Annotated in this window: 13 protein-coding genes and 2 pseudogenes; 7 read left to right on the top strand and 8 right to left on the bottom strand. The window is 71.0% G+C overall.

What is annotated here, in order from left to right:
• Nucleotides 1-23: 23 nt before the first annotated feature.
• Nucleotides 24-2,984 carry a glycoside hydrolase family 3 protein gene (locus RBJ65_RS23105; protein ID WP_306319058.1) on the top strand — a complete coding sequence of 987 codons (2,961 nt, stop codon included), beginning with the start codon at nucleotides 24-26 and terminating at the stop codon, nucleotides 2,982-2,984.
• Nucleotides 2,985-3,096: 112 nt separating this feature from the next.
• Here the strand turns inward: RBJ65_RS23105 and RBJ65_RS23100 are convergent, their stop codons facing one another.
• The 3 genes and pseudogenes from RBJ65_RS23100 to RBJ65_RS23090 all read right to left on the bottom strand — a co-directional run.
• Complete coding sequence (locus RBJ65_RS23100) at nucleotides 3,097-3,273, bottom strand: hypothetical protein (protein WP_306319057.1); 177 nt, start codon at nucleotides 3,271-3,273, stop codon at nucleotides 3,097-3,099.
• A gap of 136 nt (nucleotides 3,274-3,409) precedes the next feature.
• Nucleotides 3,410-4,624, bottom strand: a complete 1,215-nt coding sequence (locus tag RBJ65_RS23095) for an amidohydrolase (protein ID WP_306319056.1) — start codon at nucleotides 4,622-4,624, stop codon at nucleotides 3,410-3,412.
• 37 nt (nucleotides 4,625-4,661) lie between these two features.
• Nucleotides 4,662-5,483: pseudogene (locus tag RBJ65_RS23090) on the bottom strand (ABC transporter ATP-binding protein); the annotation flags it as partial.
• Nucleotides 5,484-5,838: 355 nt separating this feature from the next.
• On the opposite strand from RBJ65_RS23090, the gene RBJ65_RS23085 reads away from it, so the two are divergent.
• A complete protein-coding gene (locus RBJ65_RS23085; protein ID WP_306319055.1) occupies nucleotides 5,839-7,278 on the top strand; it encodes a chlorohydrolase family protein in 1,440 nt (479 codons plus the stop codon).
• A 135-nt stretch (nucleotides 7,279-7,413) separates the two neighbouring features.
• A complete protein-coding gene (locus tag RBJ65_RS23080) occupies nucleotides 7,414-8,310 on the top strand; it encodes a polysaccharide deacetylase family protein (RefSeq protein ID WP_306319054.1) in 897 nt (298 codons plus the stop codon).
• Between the two features lie 54 nt (nucleotides 8,311-8,364).
• On the opposite strand, the gene istB is transcribed toward RBJ65_RS23080, so the two are convergent.
• Entirely contained in the window at nucleotides 8,365-9,162 is a 798-nt protein-coding gene (istB, locus tag RBJ65_RS23075; RefSeq protein ID WP_306319053.1) for an IS21-like element helper ATPase IstB, read from the bottom strand.
• Nucleotides 9,159-10,789 (bottom strand): annotated as a pseudogene (gene istA, locus RBJ65_RS23070) (IS21 family transposase). The gene istB and the pseudogene istA overlap by 4 nt, the downstream one beginning before the upstream one ends.
• Before the next feature lie 235 nt (nucleotides 10,790-11,024).
• Here istA and RBJ65_RS23065 point away from each other — a divergent pair.
• On the top strand, nucleotides 11,025-11,726 hold the full coding sequence (locus RBJ65_RS23065; RefSeq protein ID WP_372341274.1) for a GntR family transcriptional regulator: 702 nt from the start codon (nucleotides 11,025-11,027) through the stop codon (nucleotides 11,724-11,726).
• 221 nt (nucleotides 11,727-11,947) lie between these two features.
• On the top strand, nucleotides 11,948-13,219 hold the full coding sequence (locus tag RBJ65_RS23060) for a phosphatase PAP2 family protein (protein ID WP_372341273.1): 1,272 nt from the start codon (nucleotides 11,948-11,950) through the stop codon (nucleotides 13,217-13,219).
• A gap of 19 nt (nucleotides 13,220-13,238) precedes the next feature.
• Here RBJ65_RS23060 and RBJ65_RS23055 read toward each other — a convergent pair whose 3' ends face one another.
• Nucleotides 13,239-14,462: a beta-ketoacyl synthase gene (locus RBJ65_RS23055; RefSeq protein ID WP_306319052.1), complete on the bottom strand. Its 1,224-nt coding sequence runs from the start codon at nucleotides 14,460-14,462 to the stop codon at nucleotides 13,239-13,241.
• A gap of 145 nt (nucleotides 14,463-14,607) precedes the next feature.
• The gene (locus RBJ65_RS23050; protein ID WP_306319051.1) at nucleotides 14,608-15,360 is read right to left on the bottom strand and encodes an IclR family transcriptional regulator; all 753 of its coding nucleotides are present in this window, start codon (nucleotides 15,358-15,360) and stop codon (nucleotides 14,608-14,610) included.
• On the opposite strand from RBJ65_RS23050, the gene RBJ65_RS23045 reads away from it, so the two are divergent.
• Nucleotides 15,359-15,535 (top strand): hypothetical protein, encoded by a 177-nt coding sequence (locus RBJ65_RS23045; protein ID WP_306319050.1) that lies wholly within the window; start codon nucleotides 15,359-15,361, stop codon nucleotides 15,533-15,535. The genes RBJ65_RS23050 and RBJ65_RS23045 overlap by 2 nt on opposite strands.
• Before the next feature lie 74 nt (nucleotides 15,536-15,609).
• On the opposite strand, the gene RBJ65_RS23040 is transcribed toward RBJ65_RS23045, so the two are convergent.
• Complete coding sequence (locus tag RBJ65_RS23040) at nucleotides 15,610-16,938, bottom strand: MFS transporter (RefSeq protein ID WP_306319049.1); 1,329 nt, start codon at nucleotides 16,936-16,938, stop codon at nucleotides 15,610-15,612.
• Nucleotides 16,939-17,067: 129 nt separating this feature from the next.
• On the opposite strand from RBJ65_RS23040, the gene RBJ65_RS23035 reads away from it, so the two are divergent.
• The gene (locus RBJ65_RS23035; protein WP_306319048.1) at nucleotides 17,068-17,970 is read left to right on the top strand and encodes a LysR family transcriptional regulator; all 903 of its coding nucleotides are present in this window, start codon (nucleotides 17,068-17,070) and stop codon (nucleotides 17,968-17,970) included.
• The last annotated feature ends 7 nt before the right edge of the window (nucleotides 17,971-17,977 follow it).

Below are 17,977 nucleotides of genomic sequence, written 5' to 3'. Positions count from 1 at the left end.
TCACTCACCCCGAGGAGTCAGCCGTGCACGACGACCGTGAAAGACCCGGCATCAGCCGACGTACGTTGCTGGCGGCGGCGACCGCGGCGCTCGCCGCCCCAGGCGTGGGGATCGCCGCGGCCTCGTCCGCCGCCCACCCCTTCCAGAACCCGTCCCACCCCGTCGCCGCCCGCGTGAAGGACCTTCTCGGCCGCCTCACCCTCGACGAGAAGATCTCCCTCCTCCACCAGTACCAGCCGGCCGTCGACAGCCTCGGCATCAAGTCCTTCCGCACCGGCACCGAAGCCCTCCACGGCGTCGCGTGGCTCGGCAAGGCGACCGTGTTCCCGCAGGCCATCGGGCTCGCCTCGACGTGGGACCGCGAGCTGCTCGAACGGGTGGGCTCGGCGGTCGGCGACGAGGCGCGCGGCTTCCAGCAGGAGCGGCCCACCGGATGGGGCCTCAACCTGTGGGCGCCGGTGGCGAATCTGCTGCGCGACCCGCGCTGGGGCCGCAACGAGGAGGGCTACTCGGAGGATCCGCACCTCACCGGTGTGCTCTCGACGGCGTACGGAAAGGGGCTGACCGGCGGCGACCCGGAACACCTCAAGACGGCGCCGACCATCAAGCACTACCTCGCCAACAACAACGAGGCGGACCGCGCGGCCACCTCCAGCGATCTGCGCCCGCGTGTGCTGCGCGAGTACGACGAGGCGGCGTTCCGCCCGGCGGTCGAGGCGGGCGCGGTGACCGGCGTGATGGCGGCGTACAACCTGGTCAACGGCCGCCCCTGCACGGTGAATCCGGACCTCGACGCCACCGTCCGCTCCTGGACCGACCACGACCTCCTGAACGTGACGGACGCCTGGGCGCCCAACAACCTCGTCACCGGCGTCGGCGTGCAGGACTACTACCCGACCCTCGCCGAGGCGGACGCGGCGGCCCTGAAGGCGGGCATCGACAGTTACACGACGGACGACACGAACTCCGCGCCGACGACGACGGCCCTCAAGAAGGCGCTGTCCGAAGGGCTGTTGGAGGAGTCGGACATCGACCGCGCGGCGGGGCATGTGCTCGCGATCCGGGTGCGGCTCGGCGAGTTCGACCCGGGAGGCGGCCGGTACGGGTCGATCGGCAAGGACGCGATCGACACCCCGGCCCACCGTGCGCTCGCCCGCGAGAGCGCGACGAAGGCGGCCGTGCTCCTGAAGAACACGGGCCGCACCCTCCCCCTGGACCCGGGACGTGTCACCGAGGTCGCCGTCGTCGGCCCGCTCGCCGACACCCTCTACACGGACTGGTACGCGGGCACCCTCCCGTACGCGGTGACACCGCGCGACGGCGTCGCCGCCAAGCTGGGCGAGGCGGCCGTGACCAGCAGCGAGGGCGTGGACCGGATCGCGCTGCGCAATACGTCGACGGGCCTGCGGGTCACGGCGGGCGCGGGTACGGCGGGCGCGCCACTGCGGGAGAGCGACGCGGCGGACGACGACGCGGCGGCGCACTTCGACGTCTTCGACTGGGGCGCCGACATCGTCACGCTGCGGGCCGTGGCGAACGGCCTGTACGTGGGTCGCGGCGACGCCGGATTCGTCAACGACCAGGCGCAGCCGAACGGTTGGTACGTGCAGCAGCAGTTCACTCTGGAGCGGGAGGCGGACGACGCGTACCTGTTGAAGTACGCGGGGTACGAGACCGCCGACTCCTGGTGGACGTCTCCGGTGTATCTCGGCCCGACGGGCTCGGACGGGAAGCTGGGCCTGGTGGAGAAGGCGTCGGCGGCCCGCTACGCGCGCGAGGTGGTCCGTTCCGGCGCGGACGAGGCGGTGGCTGCGGTCACGGGGAAGGGCGCGGCGATCGTCGTCATCGGCTCGATGCCCGCGATCAACGGCCGCGAGAACCACGACCGTACGAGCCTCGACATCGCCCCGGCGCAGGCGGCGCTCGTGAAGGCGGTGGCCGCCGCCAACCCGCGCACGGTCGTCGTGGTCGAGAACAGCTACCCGACCGCGCTCGGTGAACTCGCCGCCCGGGTACCGGCGTTGCTGTGGATCTCGCACGCGGGCCAGGAGACCGGCAACGCCCTCGCCGACCTCCTCTTCGGGGACGCGAACCCGGCGGGGCGGCTCACACAGACCTGGTACCGCTCGGAGGACGACCTCCCCTCCATCCTCGAGTACGACATCATCAAGCACGAGCGCACGTACTGGTACTTCAAGGGCAGGCCGCTCTATCCGTTCGGATACGGGCTTTCGTACACGTCGTTCGCGTACGGGGATGTGAAGCGCTTCGATGGCGGCTGTTCGGTCGCGGTCACGAACACCGGGCGGCGGGCCGGGGACGAGGTGGTGCAGCTGTACGTGCGTCAGCGCACCTCGCGCGTCGTGCAGCCGCTGCGCCGCCTGAAGTCCTTCGCCCGGGTGTCCCTGAAGCCGGGCGAGACGAAGACGGTCCGGCTCCCGCTCACCCGGAGCGACCTCGCCCACTGGGACGTCACACGTGACAAGTGGGTCGTGGAGTCCGCCACGTACGACATCCTCGTCGGCGCCTCGTCCTCGGACATCCGCGCGCGCACGACGTGGAAGGTGGCGGGCGAGACCGTGCCGCCGCGCGACCTGTCCCGCACCACGCGCGCCGAGAACTTCGACGACTACGCCTCGATCCGCCTCGCCGACGAGTCGAAGGCGCGCGGCACAGTGGTGTCGGCGACGGCCGACGGGGCGTGGGTGTCGTACGCGGATGCTCTACTGGTCGACGGGGGCGGCTCGTTCACGGCGCGCCTCGCGGGCGGCGCGGGCCAGGTGCAGATTCGTCTCGGCGGGCCCGAGGGGCGGCTGCTGGGTTCCGTCGCGTTCGCCGGGACGGACTCGGGGTACGCGTACGCGGCGGTGACGGGGGCGCTGCGCGGGGTGCCCGGTGGGCGGGGGACGGTGTGCGTGGTGTTGCCGAAGGGGGTGCGGATGGCGAGCTTCGCGGTGCGGGCGGCGGCGGGCGGGGGCCGCTGAGGCGGAGAGCAACGAGCCGGAGAACACCGAGCCGGGGAGCGCTGGGACGGGGACGGCGACACGGTGGTCGTCCGCCACCCCCGCGACCAGGGTCTCCTCGGCCCGCCTCACATCACGCGACCTTCACAATTCCACCACGCACGGCCGCCGCCCACGCCGCGACCAGCACCTCGTACTCACGACGCTGCTCGGCGCTCAACCGGCCGCCGGAGCACACCATGAGGGCGCGGATCTGCTCGTTGAGTTCTTCGGCAGAGCGCGCGGAACCATGCTCGGGTATGGGGGCCATGTGAAGAGACTAGTGGGCGCCACTGACAACGAGCACACGTTTTGCCCCCGGCCCGACGTGCCGTACGGCACACTCGCCGGCCGGAGAGCCGCCGCGAGTGTGCCGTCCAACGCCCGTAATGTCCCCCGGATTTCCGTCACGCCCCGGCGACCAGCTCCAATCCCTCCGCCACGACCCGCCCGTCGTGCAGCACGGTGCGGTCCTTGCCCCGGTCCATGACAGCGCTCGACGGGGTCTCGCCGTCGACAAGGACCAGGTCCGCTCGATCGCCCACGGCCACGCCCGGCCGGTCGGTGACTCCCCTGAGGCGCGGGACGTCGTGGCTCATGATGGCGGCGCCGCCCATGGTCGCCACGGCGAGGGACATCTCGATGTGGTCGTCGCGGCGGAAGTTGTTGGTGAAGGCCAACTGCCAGGTGCGGTCGAGGAGGTCGCAGTTGCCGTACGGGCTCCAGTAGTCGCGCTGCCCGTCCTCGCCGAGGCCGACGCGGACGCCCGCCTCGGTGAGTTCGACGAGCGAGAGGTGGCCGCGCCCGGCGGGGGCGACGGTCGCCATGGCGATGTCCAGCTCCGCGAACTCGTCGATGAGGCGCATGCTGGTGGACTCGCTCACGGAGCCGAGTTCGTAGGCGTGCGACATGGTGACTTTGCCCTGCATGCCGAGCGCGCGGACCCGCTCCAGGATCAGGTCGGTGGAGAAGACGCCGAGCTCGCCGGGCTCGTGGAGGTGGATGTCGACCTCGACCTGGTACTTCTCGGCGAGCCCGAAGACGACGTCGAGGTGGCCCTTGGGGTCGCGGTCCAGGGTGCACGGGTCGATGCCGCCCATGACGTCGGCGCCCGCCTTGAGCGAGGCCTCCAGGTACTCCTCGGTGCCCGGCTCGCGCAGGATTCCGGCCTGCGGGAACGTCATGATCTGTACGTCGGCGAGGTGCCCGTACTTCTCCTGCGCGGCGACGACCGCCTCGAACTTCTCCAGCTTGCAGTCCACGTCGACCTGCGCGTACGTACGCACGCGTGTGGTGCCGCGCGCGATCATGCGCTCCAGGGTTCCTGCCACCCGCTCGGGCAGCGGCACCTCGGCGTCGCGCCAGTTCTCGCGGTCGTTCATCATCATCGTCCACACGCCGGGGCCTCCGGTGTGCGGGCGGAACGGCAGGCCGATGCGGGTGGAGTCCAGGTGGACGTGCACATCGCTGAAGGAGGGGAAGAGGAGCCGGCCGCGGCCGTCGACGACGTCGCCCGCCGCTTCGGCCTGCGGGTCGTGCGGGCGGATCGCCGCGATGCGGGCGCCGTCGAGCTGGACGTCACTGCGCTCGCCGCCCCAGGGGCGGGCGTCACGGATGAGCATGTGGTGCAACTTCCTTCGGTAGGGGGTGTGTTGATGGTCAGTGGGCCGCGAGGGCCCGGTCCGCGAAGTGGCACGCCGGTCCCCCGGCCGGCGGCACCTCCCCCGCGCACCGCGCCTGTTCGGCCTCGCCGAGGGTCGGCCGCAGCGGGCACCTCGTACGGAACACGCATCCCGAGGGCGGGTTCGCGGGGGTCGGCAGGTCGCCGCTGAGCCGGATCCGGCGGCCGCGGTCCGCTTCAGGATCGGGCTGTGGGACGGCGGAGAGCAGGGCCCTGGTGTACGGGTGGCGGGGCTCGTCGAAGACGTCCCGCGTGGCACCGCTCTCCATGATCTTCCCCAAATACATCACGGCGACCCGCTCCGCGAAGTGCCGCACGACGGACAGGTCGTGGGCGATGAACACGTACGACACACCTGTGTCGGCCTGGATGTCCTGGAGGAGGTTGACCACCTGCGCCTGCACCGAGACGTCGAGGGCGGAGACCGGTTCGTCGCAGATGATGAGGCGGGGTTCGAGGGCGAGCGCGCGGGCGATGCCGACGCGCTGCTTCTGGCCGCCGGAGAACTCGTGCGGGAACCGGTTGTAGTGGTCGGGGCGCAGCCCCACGCGGTCCATCAGTTCGCGTACCCGGGTCTTGACGCCTCCTGGTGGGTCGATGCCCTGGGCGTGCAGCGGTGCGGCGATCGCGGAGCCAACGGACTGGCGGGGGTTGAGGCAGGAGCTGGGGTTCTGGAACACCATCTGGACCTGGCGGCGGTACTCCTGCGCCTCGGCGCGGTTCATCGATCCGAGGTCCTGGCCGTCGAGGCGTAGGCCGAGCGTCTGCCCGGCGCCGACGGAGAAGCTGACGCCGTCCGGGCGGCGATCGCGGGCGGGCCCGAAGTCGCCTCGTTGGCAGGTGGGTTGGGGAGTTCGTCGCCGTCGGCGCCGGAGGGCGGCCGAGCGGGCAGCACTGGGGAATCCGTCACGTCGCGTGATCCATTCGGCGCAAGGAGGAAGGGGGGAAGGTGGGCGGGACGGTATACCAGGAGTGGTGCGGCGCGATAGAGGCAACCGGATTTTGGTATACCGGCAGCTCGAACCAGCCCTCATTCAGGAACATTTCACGCATAGTGGCTGCCCGTACCCCTCACCCCCACCCACCCTTCCGCAACCGGTATACCAACCCGTACGATCACCACTCCCGCGACGGCCCACCCCCAAGGAGGCACTTATGCGCACCCGCTGGCGCGCCCGGCACGTCCTCGCCCACCAGGACGGCGGCCACGCGCTGCTGCGGGACGGCGAGGTGGTGTGGGAGGACGACACCGTGATCCACGTCGGGCCGCGCGGCGGCTTCGGCGGTGAGGTCGACGACGAGCGCGACCTGGGCGAGTCCCTGCTGCTGCCGGGCCTCATCGACCTCGACGCGCTCACGGACATCGACCATCTCGTCCTGGACTCCTGGGCCGGTCCGGAGCGGGGCAAGGGACTGCAGTGGTCCCTCGACTACTTCACCCACCGCCGCCACGACTTGTTCACGCCGAGCGAGCGGGCCACCAATCGCGCGTACGCGCTCGCCCAGCTCGCCCTGCACGGCATCACCACCTTCATGCCGATCGCCTCCGAGGTGCACAGCCGTTGGGCCGAGCCCTACGAGGAGTTGGTCGACATGGCGGAGACGGCGCGCCGTATCGGCCTGCGCGGTTACCTCGGCCCCGCCTACCGCTCGGGCGTCAACGTCGTCCTCCCGGACGGCAGTCGGGACGTGGCCTTCGACGAGGAGGAGGGACGCGCGGGCCTGCGCGACGCGGTCCGTTTCCTCGACCACCTCGACGGCCTCGACGACCCCCTCCTCGCCGGCGTACTCCTCCCCTGCCGCATCGAGACACTCAGCGAGGAACTGCTCGGCGAGACGGCCCGGATCTCGCGCGAGCGCGACGTCCTGGTCCGCCTGCACGCGCTCCAGGGCCTCGCCGAGCGCGAGATCGTCCGGCGTCGGCACGACGGCCTCACCCCGCTCGAACTGCTCGACAAGCACGGCCTGTTGAGCCCGAAGCTGCTGATCCCGCACACGGTGCTGCTCGACCGGCACCCGGCGGTGCACGGCGAGGACCGGGGCGATCTGGCGCTGCTCGCGTGCAGCGGCATCTCGGTGATCCACTGCCCGCAGACCTCGCTGCGCTACAGCGAGATGCTGCACTCGTTCCGTGCGTACCGCGAGGCCGGGGTCAACCTCTGCCTCGGCACGGACTCGTTCCCGCCGGACCTGATCCGCGGCATGGACGTCGGCGTACACCTCGCGAAGATCGCCGACGGGCGCTCGGACGCGGCGCCCGCCGAGCACTACGTGGAGGCGGCCACGCTGGGCGGTGCCCGCGCGCTCGGCCGTGAGGACCTGGGCCGGATCGCCGTCGGCGCGCAGGCGGACCTGGTCGCCTTCTCCCTCGACGACATCCGGGACGGGGTGCTGGACGACCCGGTGCGTACGTTCCTGCTGAACGGGACGGCGCGGCAGGCCACGAACTCGGTCGTCGCGGGCCGCCCGGTCCTCGTCGACGGTGCGCTGCCGGGCGTCGACCTGCCTCAACTGGCGCGGGATGCCCAGGCGTTGTTCGAGAAGATGCGCGCGGCATACAGCGAACGCGACACTGGCTTCATTCACGTTCAGTAGCAGCGTTTGTTCACTGGTTGCGGCGGCAGTTGGTGATCAGAGAGCTCGTGGATGTTCACGAGAAATGACGGCGCTGTCGCTCCGAGGCGGTCAAATTTCCGTGCGGGCGTCTGGGCCAGGTCTCACACTGCTGGCATGGATGAAGTCACCGTTCCCGTGACCGGCACGCCTTCAGGACAGTCGAGTGAGTTACTGGGGCATCCGCCTGATGCTCGGCTGCTGGTCGTCAACTGCGATGACCTCGGAATGTATCCAGCGATCAACGCCGCGGTGATCGAGTCGGTCGAAGAGGGCATCGCCAGTTCGTGCAGCCTGATGGTCCCGTGTCCCGCGGCGCCGCAGGCCATGGAACTGCTCAGCCGACGGCCGCAGATCCCGTTCGGTATCCACCTCACCCTGGTCCGCGAGATGCCCGACATCCCGTGGGGGCCCCTGACCGCCAAGGAACGAGTTGCCTCACTGCTGGACCCCACAGGCGAACTGTTCCCGCCGACACCTGCCGGGCGGGCGGCCCTGCTCGGCCAGGCTCGGCTCGGCGAGGTCGAACTTGAGTTCCGCGCCCAGATCGATGCCGTTGCCGACGCCGGGCTCGCGCCGACCCACCTGGACTTCCATTGCCTGGCCGACGGTGGCCGCGACGACATCCTCGACCTGACCGTAATGCTGGCAGCGGAGTACGGCCTTGCGGTCCGGGTCTGGCTCGAACCCGGGCGTCAGACGATGCGGAAACGCGGGCTGCCGGTCACCGACAACGACTTCCTGGACAGCTTCTCGCTCGACATCGAAGGCAAGGCAGCCCGATACGCGCAAAGGTTGCGTGACCTGCCTGCCGGGCTCAACGAATGGGCGGTGCATCCCAGTCTGGGCGACGAAGAGTCGCAGACCGTCGACAATGGCTGGCCCGTGCGCCGGACGGACTACGAGTTCCTGACATCGCCGCAGGCCCGTGAGGTTCTCCAGCAGGAGGAAATAGTCGTGATCGACTACCGAACGATCCAGCAAGTCTGGTCCCAGAGCATGAGCCCTCGATGACTGATGGGGCCCGTCGCCCCTGCGGGCGACGGGCCGCTGAGCTGTCTGTGGAGGTCAGCCTGCGGCGGCCGGCTGTTCGGCCCGCGCGCGGGTGGTGGCCAGGCGGTAGGAGTCGGTGCCAGTCTCGATGATCGTGCCGTTGAAGGTGAGGCGGTCGACGATCGCGGCGCAGAGACGGGGATCGGTGAAGGTCTTCGTCCATCCTCCGAACGACTCGTTGGAGGCGATCGCGACACTGTTCTTCTCCTCGCGCTCGGTCAGAACTTGGAACAGCAACTCCGCGCCGTGCCGGTCCAGCTCCATGTAGCCGAGCTCGTCGATGCAGAGGAGATCGACGCGTCCGTAGCGGGCGATCGTCTTGTTCAGCTGCTTCTCATCCGCGGCCTCGACCAGCTCGTTCACCAGCTTCGTGGCGAGGGTGTAGCGGACTCGGTAGCCCTTCATCGCCGCCTCGGTGCCCAACGCGATAAGCATGTGAGACTTGCCGGTCCCAGAGTCGCCGATCAGGCAGAGGGGCTGACTTTTCTTGATCCACTCGCAGCTTGCGAGGGTGTGGACGGTGGCCGCGTCGATGTTCGGGTTCGCCTCGAAGTCGAAGGCCCTCAGCGACTTCTCCCGCGGGAAGCCGGCCGCCTTGATCCGTCGTTCCGAGCGGCGCCGTGCCCGGTCGTCGCACTCGGCCAACAACAACTCAGCCAGGAAGCCGCGGTAGGTCATCTGATCCTTGATCGCCCGATCGGCGATCTCGTTGAACTCGTGCCGGATGGAGGGTAGTCGCAGCAAGCGGCAGGCGGTGTCGATAGCGGTGTCGGCGGCCTGCTCGGTCAAGCCTCGCTGGCGGGGCAGGGTCACTGGGCTTCTCCCTCACGGTGTTCGCTGTCACTGGCGCGACGGCGTCGGAGCAGTTGGTCATAGGGGGTCACCGAGGGCAATGGCCTGGTGTCCGGCGGGAGATGAGCGAGCCGCCACTCGTGCAGCGAGGTCACGCTCGCCGCCGTCTGGGCGGAAGAACCAGGAGCCCTGTCGATCGCGGCAGGTTCGTCCTCGGCAGCCTTGCGGGCCTCGAGAGCAACCGCATCCGCGGTCAGGGCCCCGGCTCGCAGAGCGGTGGCAAGACCAGCGACCAAGTGCTCGTGCGCAAGATGTCGCCCCAGTAACAGCACCTCGATCAAGGCCCTGGTGCCGTCCCGCTCGCCGTGGACCTTCTTGGCCTGGTCCCACCAGGCGTCATGAACTGGCGTGAACTTGCCTGCGGAGCGGGCCTGTTCGAGCGCGGTCGCGCCGGGGAAGGCGCCCGGTTTGCGGATCAGGGCCTCGAGATAGTGGTCCAGGTCCAGGCGGCAGCTGGCCTTCGCGATCAGCCTCTCGTGCCGGGCCACTTCAACGTTGTTCTCATAGACGACGAGGTGAGAGGCGTGCAGGACGACTCGGACCCGCTTGCCGATCAAGCGGATCGGGCCGAGTAGCGGTTGGTTCGGACATTGATCTGGCTGTAGCGGTCGACCCGCGGCGTGAACAGCCGGCCCGTCTCGAACGGCTCCTCCGGAAGCGGCATCAGCAGCGGCTGTTCGACAGCGAAGTACTCATCGACGGTCCGCGGACGCGAGCCGATCCGGCGGTGTCCGTCGTGCAGATCCCACTGGTCGACCATCTCGTTCAGCTCGGCGAGCGAGTCGACCTCGGGAACCGGTGTGAAGTGATTCCGGCGAAAGTAGCCGATCATCCCCTCCACTCCGCCCTTCTCATGGGCGCCTTCGATGCCCGGGCGGCAGTAGAAACTCTCGATGCCGAAGTGCGAGCGGAACGCGATCCAGCGGTCGGTCTCCACCCTCGCTCGGTTCAGCCCCAAGACCTGGGCGACGGCCGACCTCAGGTTGTCGTAGCGGATCTTGCTCCGCGGGACCCCGCCCAGCGTGCGAAGCGCGTGCACGTGCCCTTCGAAGAAGGCTTCCTGGCCGCAGGACGCGAAGACTCGGTGGACGGCCTTGCCCGAGTAGGACAGGCGAAGCGAGAAGAGATAGCAGGTCACGAGCTCGCCGGCCAGACGCACCGTCACGTCGCCGAAATCGACTTCGGCCTCCATCGCCGGATGATGGGTCTGCGGCACGAACGCTTCCATCGGAGCCTTGCCGGAGGCCGCAAGGATCTCCGGTTTCCGATCGGCGACGTAACGCCGGACCATCTGGTAGGAGACATCGGCGCCGTGTTCCTCGATGAGCCGGTGGAAGATCCTGGTGATCGAATGACGTTGCTTGCGCGGCGCGTCGAGGTCCGTCCGCAGCATCTCGTCGATCACCGGCTTGTACGGATCCAACATCGTCCGCCGCGGAGGGAGCTTCTTCCTCGGCTCCGGCCAGGCCGAGTCCACGGCCTTCCTGACCGTTCGCCACGACACGTTGTACTTGCGCTCAAGCTCCCGCATCTTCATGCCCGCACGGTGGTCGCGCCGGATCGCCGCGTAGAGCTCGACCTTAGACATCTGCGGCATGACCTGCACCTTTCACCAGGAGCATCTCGATGCTGCCCTGGCAAGTACCTCGGTGCCGTCGAAACTCGTGAACATCACCCGACCGTGGATCTGGGTGCCTCCCAAACCCGTGAACAACTGACGGCACTACTCGTGAATAAAGCCACGACACCGAGCGGCGCCCCACGGAGGTGCTCTTCCCGCCGACGTTCCCCGCGTTCCGCGCGCCCGGAAGCGGGTCGCCCGCGTGACGCTCACGGCACCGCACCCCGAGTCCGAGACCTCGGCCGCGACCGGCGCCGCCTCCCAGGTGGAGCGCGCCGTGGAGTTGCTCCGGGCCGGCATCCACTCCGGCGCGTACCCGCCGGACTCCCGGTTGCGGGAGCGGGAGTTGGCGCAGGCGCTCGGTGTCTCGCGGGTCCCGGTGCGCGAGGCGCTGATGCGGCTGGCGACCGAGGGGCTCGTCGAGGTGGAGCCGCGGCGGGGCGCGCGGGTGCGCCGCCTCACGCTGCGCGACGTGGAGGAGCTCTTCGAACTGCGGCTGAGCCTGGAGGTGTTCGCGGCGCGCCGCGCGGCGGAACTCGTCGCGGCGGGCGGCGACCACGAGCCGCTGCGGAGGGTCATGGACGAGGCGGATAGCGCCACCCGGCGCGCGGACGCGGCGGGAATCGCGGCAGCGAACACGGCCTTCCACGCCGAGCTGATCACGATGACGGGCAACCGGCTGCTCCAGTCGTCGTACCAGCGCTCCTTGGGCCTGATGCACTGGCTGTTCCGGCTCACGGCGACCGAGCACGGCGCCGAGCGGCACCGCACCGAGCACGAGCGGATCTGCCGGGCGATCGGCGAAGGCCGCGCCCGCCTCGCGGAGGCGCTCACGTACTCCCACATCGACATCAGGAGGGAGCCGGTGCTGCGCGCGCTGACCGAGGTGCTGCCCCGGCAGTAGCCCTGACGTGCCCCTACCTACAATCCCGGCCCGCCGTTAGCATGTTCGAACTGGAACGATCACCCAGATCGTGGTCAGTGCACCCGCAGCCGGATCGAAACCACCAAGTCGGACAATTGAACACCACACCACCTCCCATATCCCTGCCCGGCCAACGCGGCCCCGAGCCCCGGCGACCCGCGTGGCGGCAGCCGCGCACCCTTTTGTGGATCGCGGCCGGTTTGGCGACGCTCGGCTTCCACATCGCGCTGGAATTCGTGGCGCGCGGCTACGGCCAGCCGGGGCCGATCACCGTAGAGGCCCAGGAGGTGATCTTCGCGCCGCACTCGGGGCCGCTGCTGTACGGCGGACTCGCGCTGACGATGGTGGTGCTGACGTGGCGGCAGCGGCTGATCGCGGCGTGCGCGGCGGTCGGCATCGACGTCGTGTTCTGGCTGGTGCGGTTGATCGTCGGCGCCGACATGAACTTCGGCAACGGCGCGTTGTGGGTGATTCTCGGCGTCGCGGTCCTGGGCGTCGTACGCCGCACGGGCCGGGAGAGATCGCTCCTGCTGAAGGGCTCGGGCCTCGGCCTGCTCCTCGTCTTCGGCCACAAGACGGGTGACACCTGGCTGCTCATCACGTCCAAGACCCGCCCCACGGTGCTCGATCCGTACGTGGCCGCCGCCGACCACGCCCTCGCGAACCCGTCCTGGCTGGTCGGCCAACTCGTGGAAGCCACGTCACCGATCAGCAGCGGCCTGCTCACCGTCGTCTACGGTCAACTCCCCATGGCCGCCGCGCTCGTCGGCCTCTACCAGCTGCGCCATGTGGCGTCGGAGCGGCGCTTCCCCGCCCACCACTTGGTGCGCACGTTCCTGGCCATCGGCCTCCTCGGCCCGGCCATCTACATGATCTTCCCGGTCGTCGGTCCGCTGTACGCCTACGGGGCAGACGGCGGCCAGTGGGCGGTGGCCAACATCTGGCCCGACACCCTCCCGCCGATCACCGGCCCGCACCCGGTGCCGTTCGACGAGATCACCCCGCGCAACTGCATGCCGAGCCTGCACACGGCGTGGGCCATCAGCCTCTTCATCCACACCCGCGAGGGCTCCCGCGCGATGCGCTGGGCGGGCGCCTTCTGGCTGGTCGGCACGCTCACCGCGACCCTCGGCTTCGGCTACCACTACGGGGTGGACCTGCTCGCGGGCGCGGTGTTCGCGCTCTCCATCGAGACAGCGATGCGCGCCTTCGCCCGCGGCTGGGACCGCCCGGCCACGCTGATGGTGAGTTACGGGACGGCGGTCCTGACCGTGCTCCTGGTCTCGTACCGCTACCTCCCGACCCACATGGCCGCCCACCCCTGGGCGTTCGGCCCGCTGCTCCTGTTGCTCGCGGGTTCCGTGGTCCTGCTCTACGTACGCACGATCAGGCAGTGGGGGCCGAAGGCCACGCCCCCGTCCCCGAGCCGGCCGAAGACCGGCACGGCGGACCCGCAGCCCGAACTCGCGTAGCGCCCTTGCCGGTTCCCGCTCAGCCGGTGAACACCAGGCTGACGTTGTGGCCGCCGAAGCCGAAGGAGTTGGCCAGGGCCCCGGTCCACTGTCCGGAGCGGGGCTCGCCGTGGACCACGTCGAGGTCCACGCGCGGGTCGAGCTCGTCGAGGTTCCGGGTGGCGGGCAGCACACCGTCGCGGAGCGCGAGGAGCGCGGCCATGGCGCCCACCGTGCCGGAGGCGCCCAGCATGTGACCGGTCATCGACTTCGTGGCGGTCACCGCGGCGTGCCGTCCGATGGCGCGGCCGATCGCCTCGGCCTCGGCCACGTCACCGGACTCGGTGGAGGTGGCGTGGGCGTGCACGACCCCGATGTCCGCGGGGCTCAAGTCGGCGTCGCGCAGGGCGAGTTCCATGGCGGCGGTCTGGCCGTCGGCGTCGGAGGCGGTGATGTGGTCCGCGCTGGAGCTCACGGCGCTGCCGGCGAGGGTGCCGTGCGAGCGGGCGCCGCGGGCCTCGGCGAAGTCGGGGCGTTCGAGCACCATGATGCCCGCGCCCTCGCCCATCACGAACCCGGAGCGCCCGACGTCGAAGGGGCGGGACACCGCCTCCGGGTCCTCGGACCGCGTCGAGAGCGCCTTCATCTGGGCGAACGCGGCGAGCGTGAAGGGGTGCAGACAGGCCTCGACGCCGCCCGCCACGACCACGTCCGCGCGCCCGCTGCGGATGAGGTCCTGCCCCAGGGCGAGTGCCTCCGCCCCGGACGCGCACGCGCTCACCGGGGTCCGGGCGCCGCCCTTCGCGCCGAGGTCCATGCTCACCCAGGCCGCGGGCCCGTTCGGCATCAGCATGGGGACGGTGAACGGGGACATCTTGCGAATGCCGGAGGTCTCGAAGGTGTCGTCCTGGCCCAGCGTGGTGAGGACACCACCGGTGCCGGTACCGATGACGACGGCCAGGCGCTCCGGCTCGACCTGCGGGGCGCCGGCGTCCTGCCATGCCTCGCGCGCGCCGAGGAGCGCCATCTGCTCGCCGCGGTCCAGCTTCCTGGCCTCGGGGCGCGGCAGCAGGGACGCCGGGTCGACGGTCAGCCCCGCCGCGACGTGCACGGGCAGCCCGGCCGCCCACTCCTCCTCCAGCAGCCGCACCCCCGACGTGCCGTCGAGGAGTCCGGACCACGACGAGGGCGCGTCGGCGCCCAGTGGTGTCAGCGCTCCGACACCTGTCACCCGTACCTGACGTACCTGACCGTTCCGGGCCACGGCAGCCTCCTTGCCTTGTTCAGATACTACATAGCCGCATGTCTGCTCTCACGGCGATCATGCCAGCGTCCAGTAGCGGTATCAGGGAAGGAGTCGACCGATTCGGCCACGCACGATTGTGGGAAGTCCACAAGCGGGCGGTCCCTCACCGGCCGTACGCGGCCGCCTCCCGCGCCGCCGTCTCCAGCAGCGGAACCATGTCGTGCAGCTCCTCGCGGCCGGTGAGGACGACGGTGGCGCCGAGGGAGAGGGCGAGCTGCGGCGGCCCGCCGTCCGGGTCGGCGGCGGGGACACAGGCGGCGATGGAGCGGACGCCGCGCTCGTTCTCCTCCTCGGCCTCCGCCCAGCCGAGGGTGCGGACGCGGGCCAGCTCGGCGCGGAGCTCGGCCGGGTCGGTGAGGGTGTGCGGGGCGATGCGCGGCAGCGGTCCGGCCAGCAGGCGTTCCTGTTCGGCCTCGGGGCGGGCGGCGACGCGGACCTTGCCCAGCGAGGTGGCGTGCCAGGGGTTGCGGGTGCCCTCGTCGCTGCGCAGCTGGAGGTGCTGGCTGCCCTGGACGGAGCGGACGATGAGGACCTGGTCGCCGTCGAGGATGCCCGCGATGGCGACGAGCCCGGTCCGCTCCGCCAACCGCCGCATGGGGCCGAGGAGATGGTTGAACCCGGCCGAGGTCCGGTGGAAGCCGTGTGCCAACTCCAGGGCGCGCAGCCCCAGCGCGTAGCTGCGCGCGCTGGGGTCGTGGACGACGAAGCCCTCCTCGGCCAGCCTGGCGAGCAGCCGGTGTGCGCTGCTGACCGGCAGTTCGGCGGCGCGGGCTGCGGCGCTGACACCGAGGCCCCCGGGGTGCCGGGAGAGCGTGGTCAGCAGCCTCAGCCCCCGGCCGAGCATGTCGTCACCCATGCCCGCCGACCACCCACTGCGCGCGCAGCCGGGCGTCCTCATCACCCCGCACGTGGGCGGCGGTTCGGCGGCGTTCCGGCCGCGCGCCGAGCGCCTGATCGTCGAGCAGGTCCGCCGCTGGGCGACCGACGACCCACTGCTCAACGCGATCCAGTCAGGCCCCTCCGGCGATTGAGGAGCGGGGTCCGGGACGGAGCCCCGTGGCGCGGGGACGACCGACCGCGCCCGGCGGGCACCGCCCGACCCCGGTCAGAGCACCGTGACCCGAAGCAACAGAGCCACCGCCGCCAACACCACCGCTCCACCCACCACGGCACACACCATCGACCAGAACACACTGGCCACCACCCGCCGCTCCCACCAAGCCCGCACGACGGGAAGCGCCGCCGCCCACACCACGCACAGCGCGAGCGCGAGCCCGGCCCCCAGCACGCACACCCCGCCCCACCCGGCGCGGGCGTGCGCCGCCCCCGCCAGTGCCGAACCGACGGCGCCACCCGCGAAGTAGAGCGTCATGTACGCGGAGGTGAGGCGGCCACGGGCCTCGGGGCGCAGCGCGTAGATCAGCGACTGGTTCGAGATGTGTACGCCTTGGTGGGCCAGGTCGAGGAGGACGATCCCGGCGAGCAGCGCGGCCAGGCTGTGCGCGCCCAGCAGCAGCGCCCCCCACGAGACGAGCAGCAGCAGCGCACTCACCCCCGTCGTCAGCGTCGTCCGGCCGCGGTCCGCCAGCCTGCCGCCGGCCTGCGCGGCGACGGCCCCCGCGGCCCCGGCCAGGCCGAGCAGCCCGATCTCGCCGTCGGACCAGCCGTAGCCGGGGCCGGAGAGCAGAAAGGCGAGCGAGGTCCACAGCACGCTGAAGCAGGCGAAGGCCAGCAGACCGAGCGCCGCGCGGGCGCGCAGCACCGGTTCATCGGCCAGCAGCCGGGCGGTGGAGCGCAGCAGGTCCGGGTAGCGGAGACCCGCCGAACCCTGGTGGCGGGGCAGCGCCCGGCGCAGCGCGGCGGTCAGGACGACCATGGCCACCGCCGCCACCCCGTACACGGTGCGCCAGCCGCCGAGCGTGGCGAGCGCCCCGGAGACCGTACGGGCGAGGAGCATGCCGAGCACCAGGCCGCTCATGACGGTGCCGACGATCCGGCCGCGTTGGTGCGGCGCGGCCAGGTCGGCGGCGAACGGCACCAGGACCTGCGCGGAGACGGAGAGCAGGCCGGTGAGGGCGGTGCCGGTCAGCAGCAGGGCCGCGTTCGTGGACAGCGCCGTCAGGGCCAGCGAAGCCGCCGTGGCCAGGGTCAGGGCGCAGATCAGCCGACGGCGCTCCACCAGGTCGCCGAGCGGCAGCACGAGGACGAGCCCCAGCGCGTACCCGACCTGGGCGACCGTCACCACCAACGCGGCCGAGGACGAGGAGAGTTGCAGCGTGCGGGCGATGGTGTCGAGCAGCGGCTGCGCGTAGTAGTTGCTCGCCACGCACAGGCCGACGGCGACGGACAGCAACAGCACAAGACCGCGTCCGGGGCCCTGCTCGGCGGGCGGGGGTGCGGTACGAGCGGCCGTGGACGGGGAGGGAGAAGCCATCTGGCGTCCTTTCCGGAGTGCGGCATACGGGGTGCCGGGCGCGGCGTTCGACGTGCGAGGGCCCGCGTCGATGCTGCTCCGCCCGCCCCGGATCGGTCCAACAGGTAGTTGCCATGCCAGCCATCGGTGATGACGATCGATCGCATGGAACTGCGCCAGCTCACCTACGCCATAGCCGTCGCCGAGACCGGCAGCTTCACGCGCGCCGCGCACCGCTGCTTCGTCGTGCAGTCCGCGCTCAGCGAGCAGATCGCGCGCCTGGAGGGCGAGTTGGGGGTCCGGCTCTTCGAGCGCACCAGCCGCCGGGTACGGATCACGGCCGCGGGCGAGGGCTTCCTCGGTCCCGCGCGCGAGGCGCTGTCCGCCGCTCAGCGCGCCCGCGACGAGGCGCTCGCCCACGCCGGCGAGGTGCGCGGCAACCTCGTCATCGGCACCATCGCCCCGCTCACCGCGGTGGATCTGCCCGATCTGCTGGCGGACTTTCGGGAGCGGCATCCGGCGGTACGTGTCGGCCTGCGCGCCTGGCTGGTGCGGGATTTGCTCTCCCAACTGCGGGAGCACGCCTGCGACATCGCCTTCGTCGACACACCTCCGGGGCCGCCGCCCAGCGGTCTGACGGGGCGGGTGCTGGCGCGCGACGACATGGTGGCGATCGTGCCGCACGGACACCGCCTGGCCACGGCCACAGACATCGCCCCCGCCCGCCTCGCCGCCGAGGACATGGTCGACATGCCCCAGGGTTCCGGCATCCGGCAGCACAACGACGCCGCGTTCGCCGCGGCCGGCGCCGCCCGCACGGTCGCCTTCGAGGCGGACACCATGGCGCTCCTGGAACAACTCGTCACCCGCGGCCTCGGCCTCGGCCTCGTCTCCGCGGCGACGGCGGCCCGGATGCCGGGGGTGACCGCCGTCCCGACGACCGGTGTGCCACCCCGCACGGTCCGGGCCCTGTGGCGCGCCTCGGCCCCCTCCCCCGCGGCCCGCGCCTTCCTCCAGCTCCTGGACGAGCACGCCCCCGAAGCGCGGGAGTGAGTCCACA

The sequence above is a fragment of the Streptomyces sp. KL109B genome (assembly GCF_030766935.1).
GTDB lineage: Bacteria > Actinomycetota > Actinomycetes > Streptomycetales > Streptomycetaceae > Streptomyces.
This window is presented reverse-complemented; position numbering and strand designations above follow the sequence as displayed.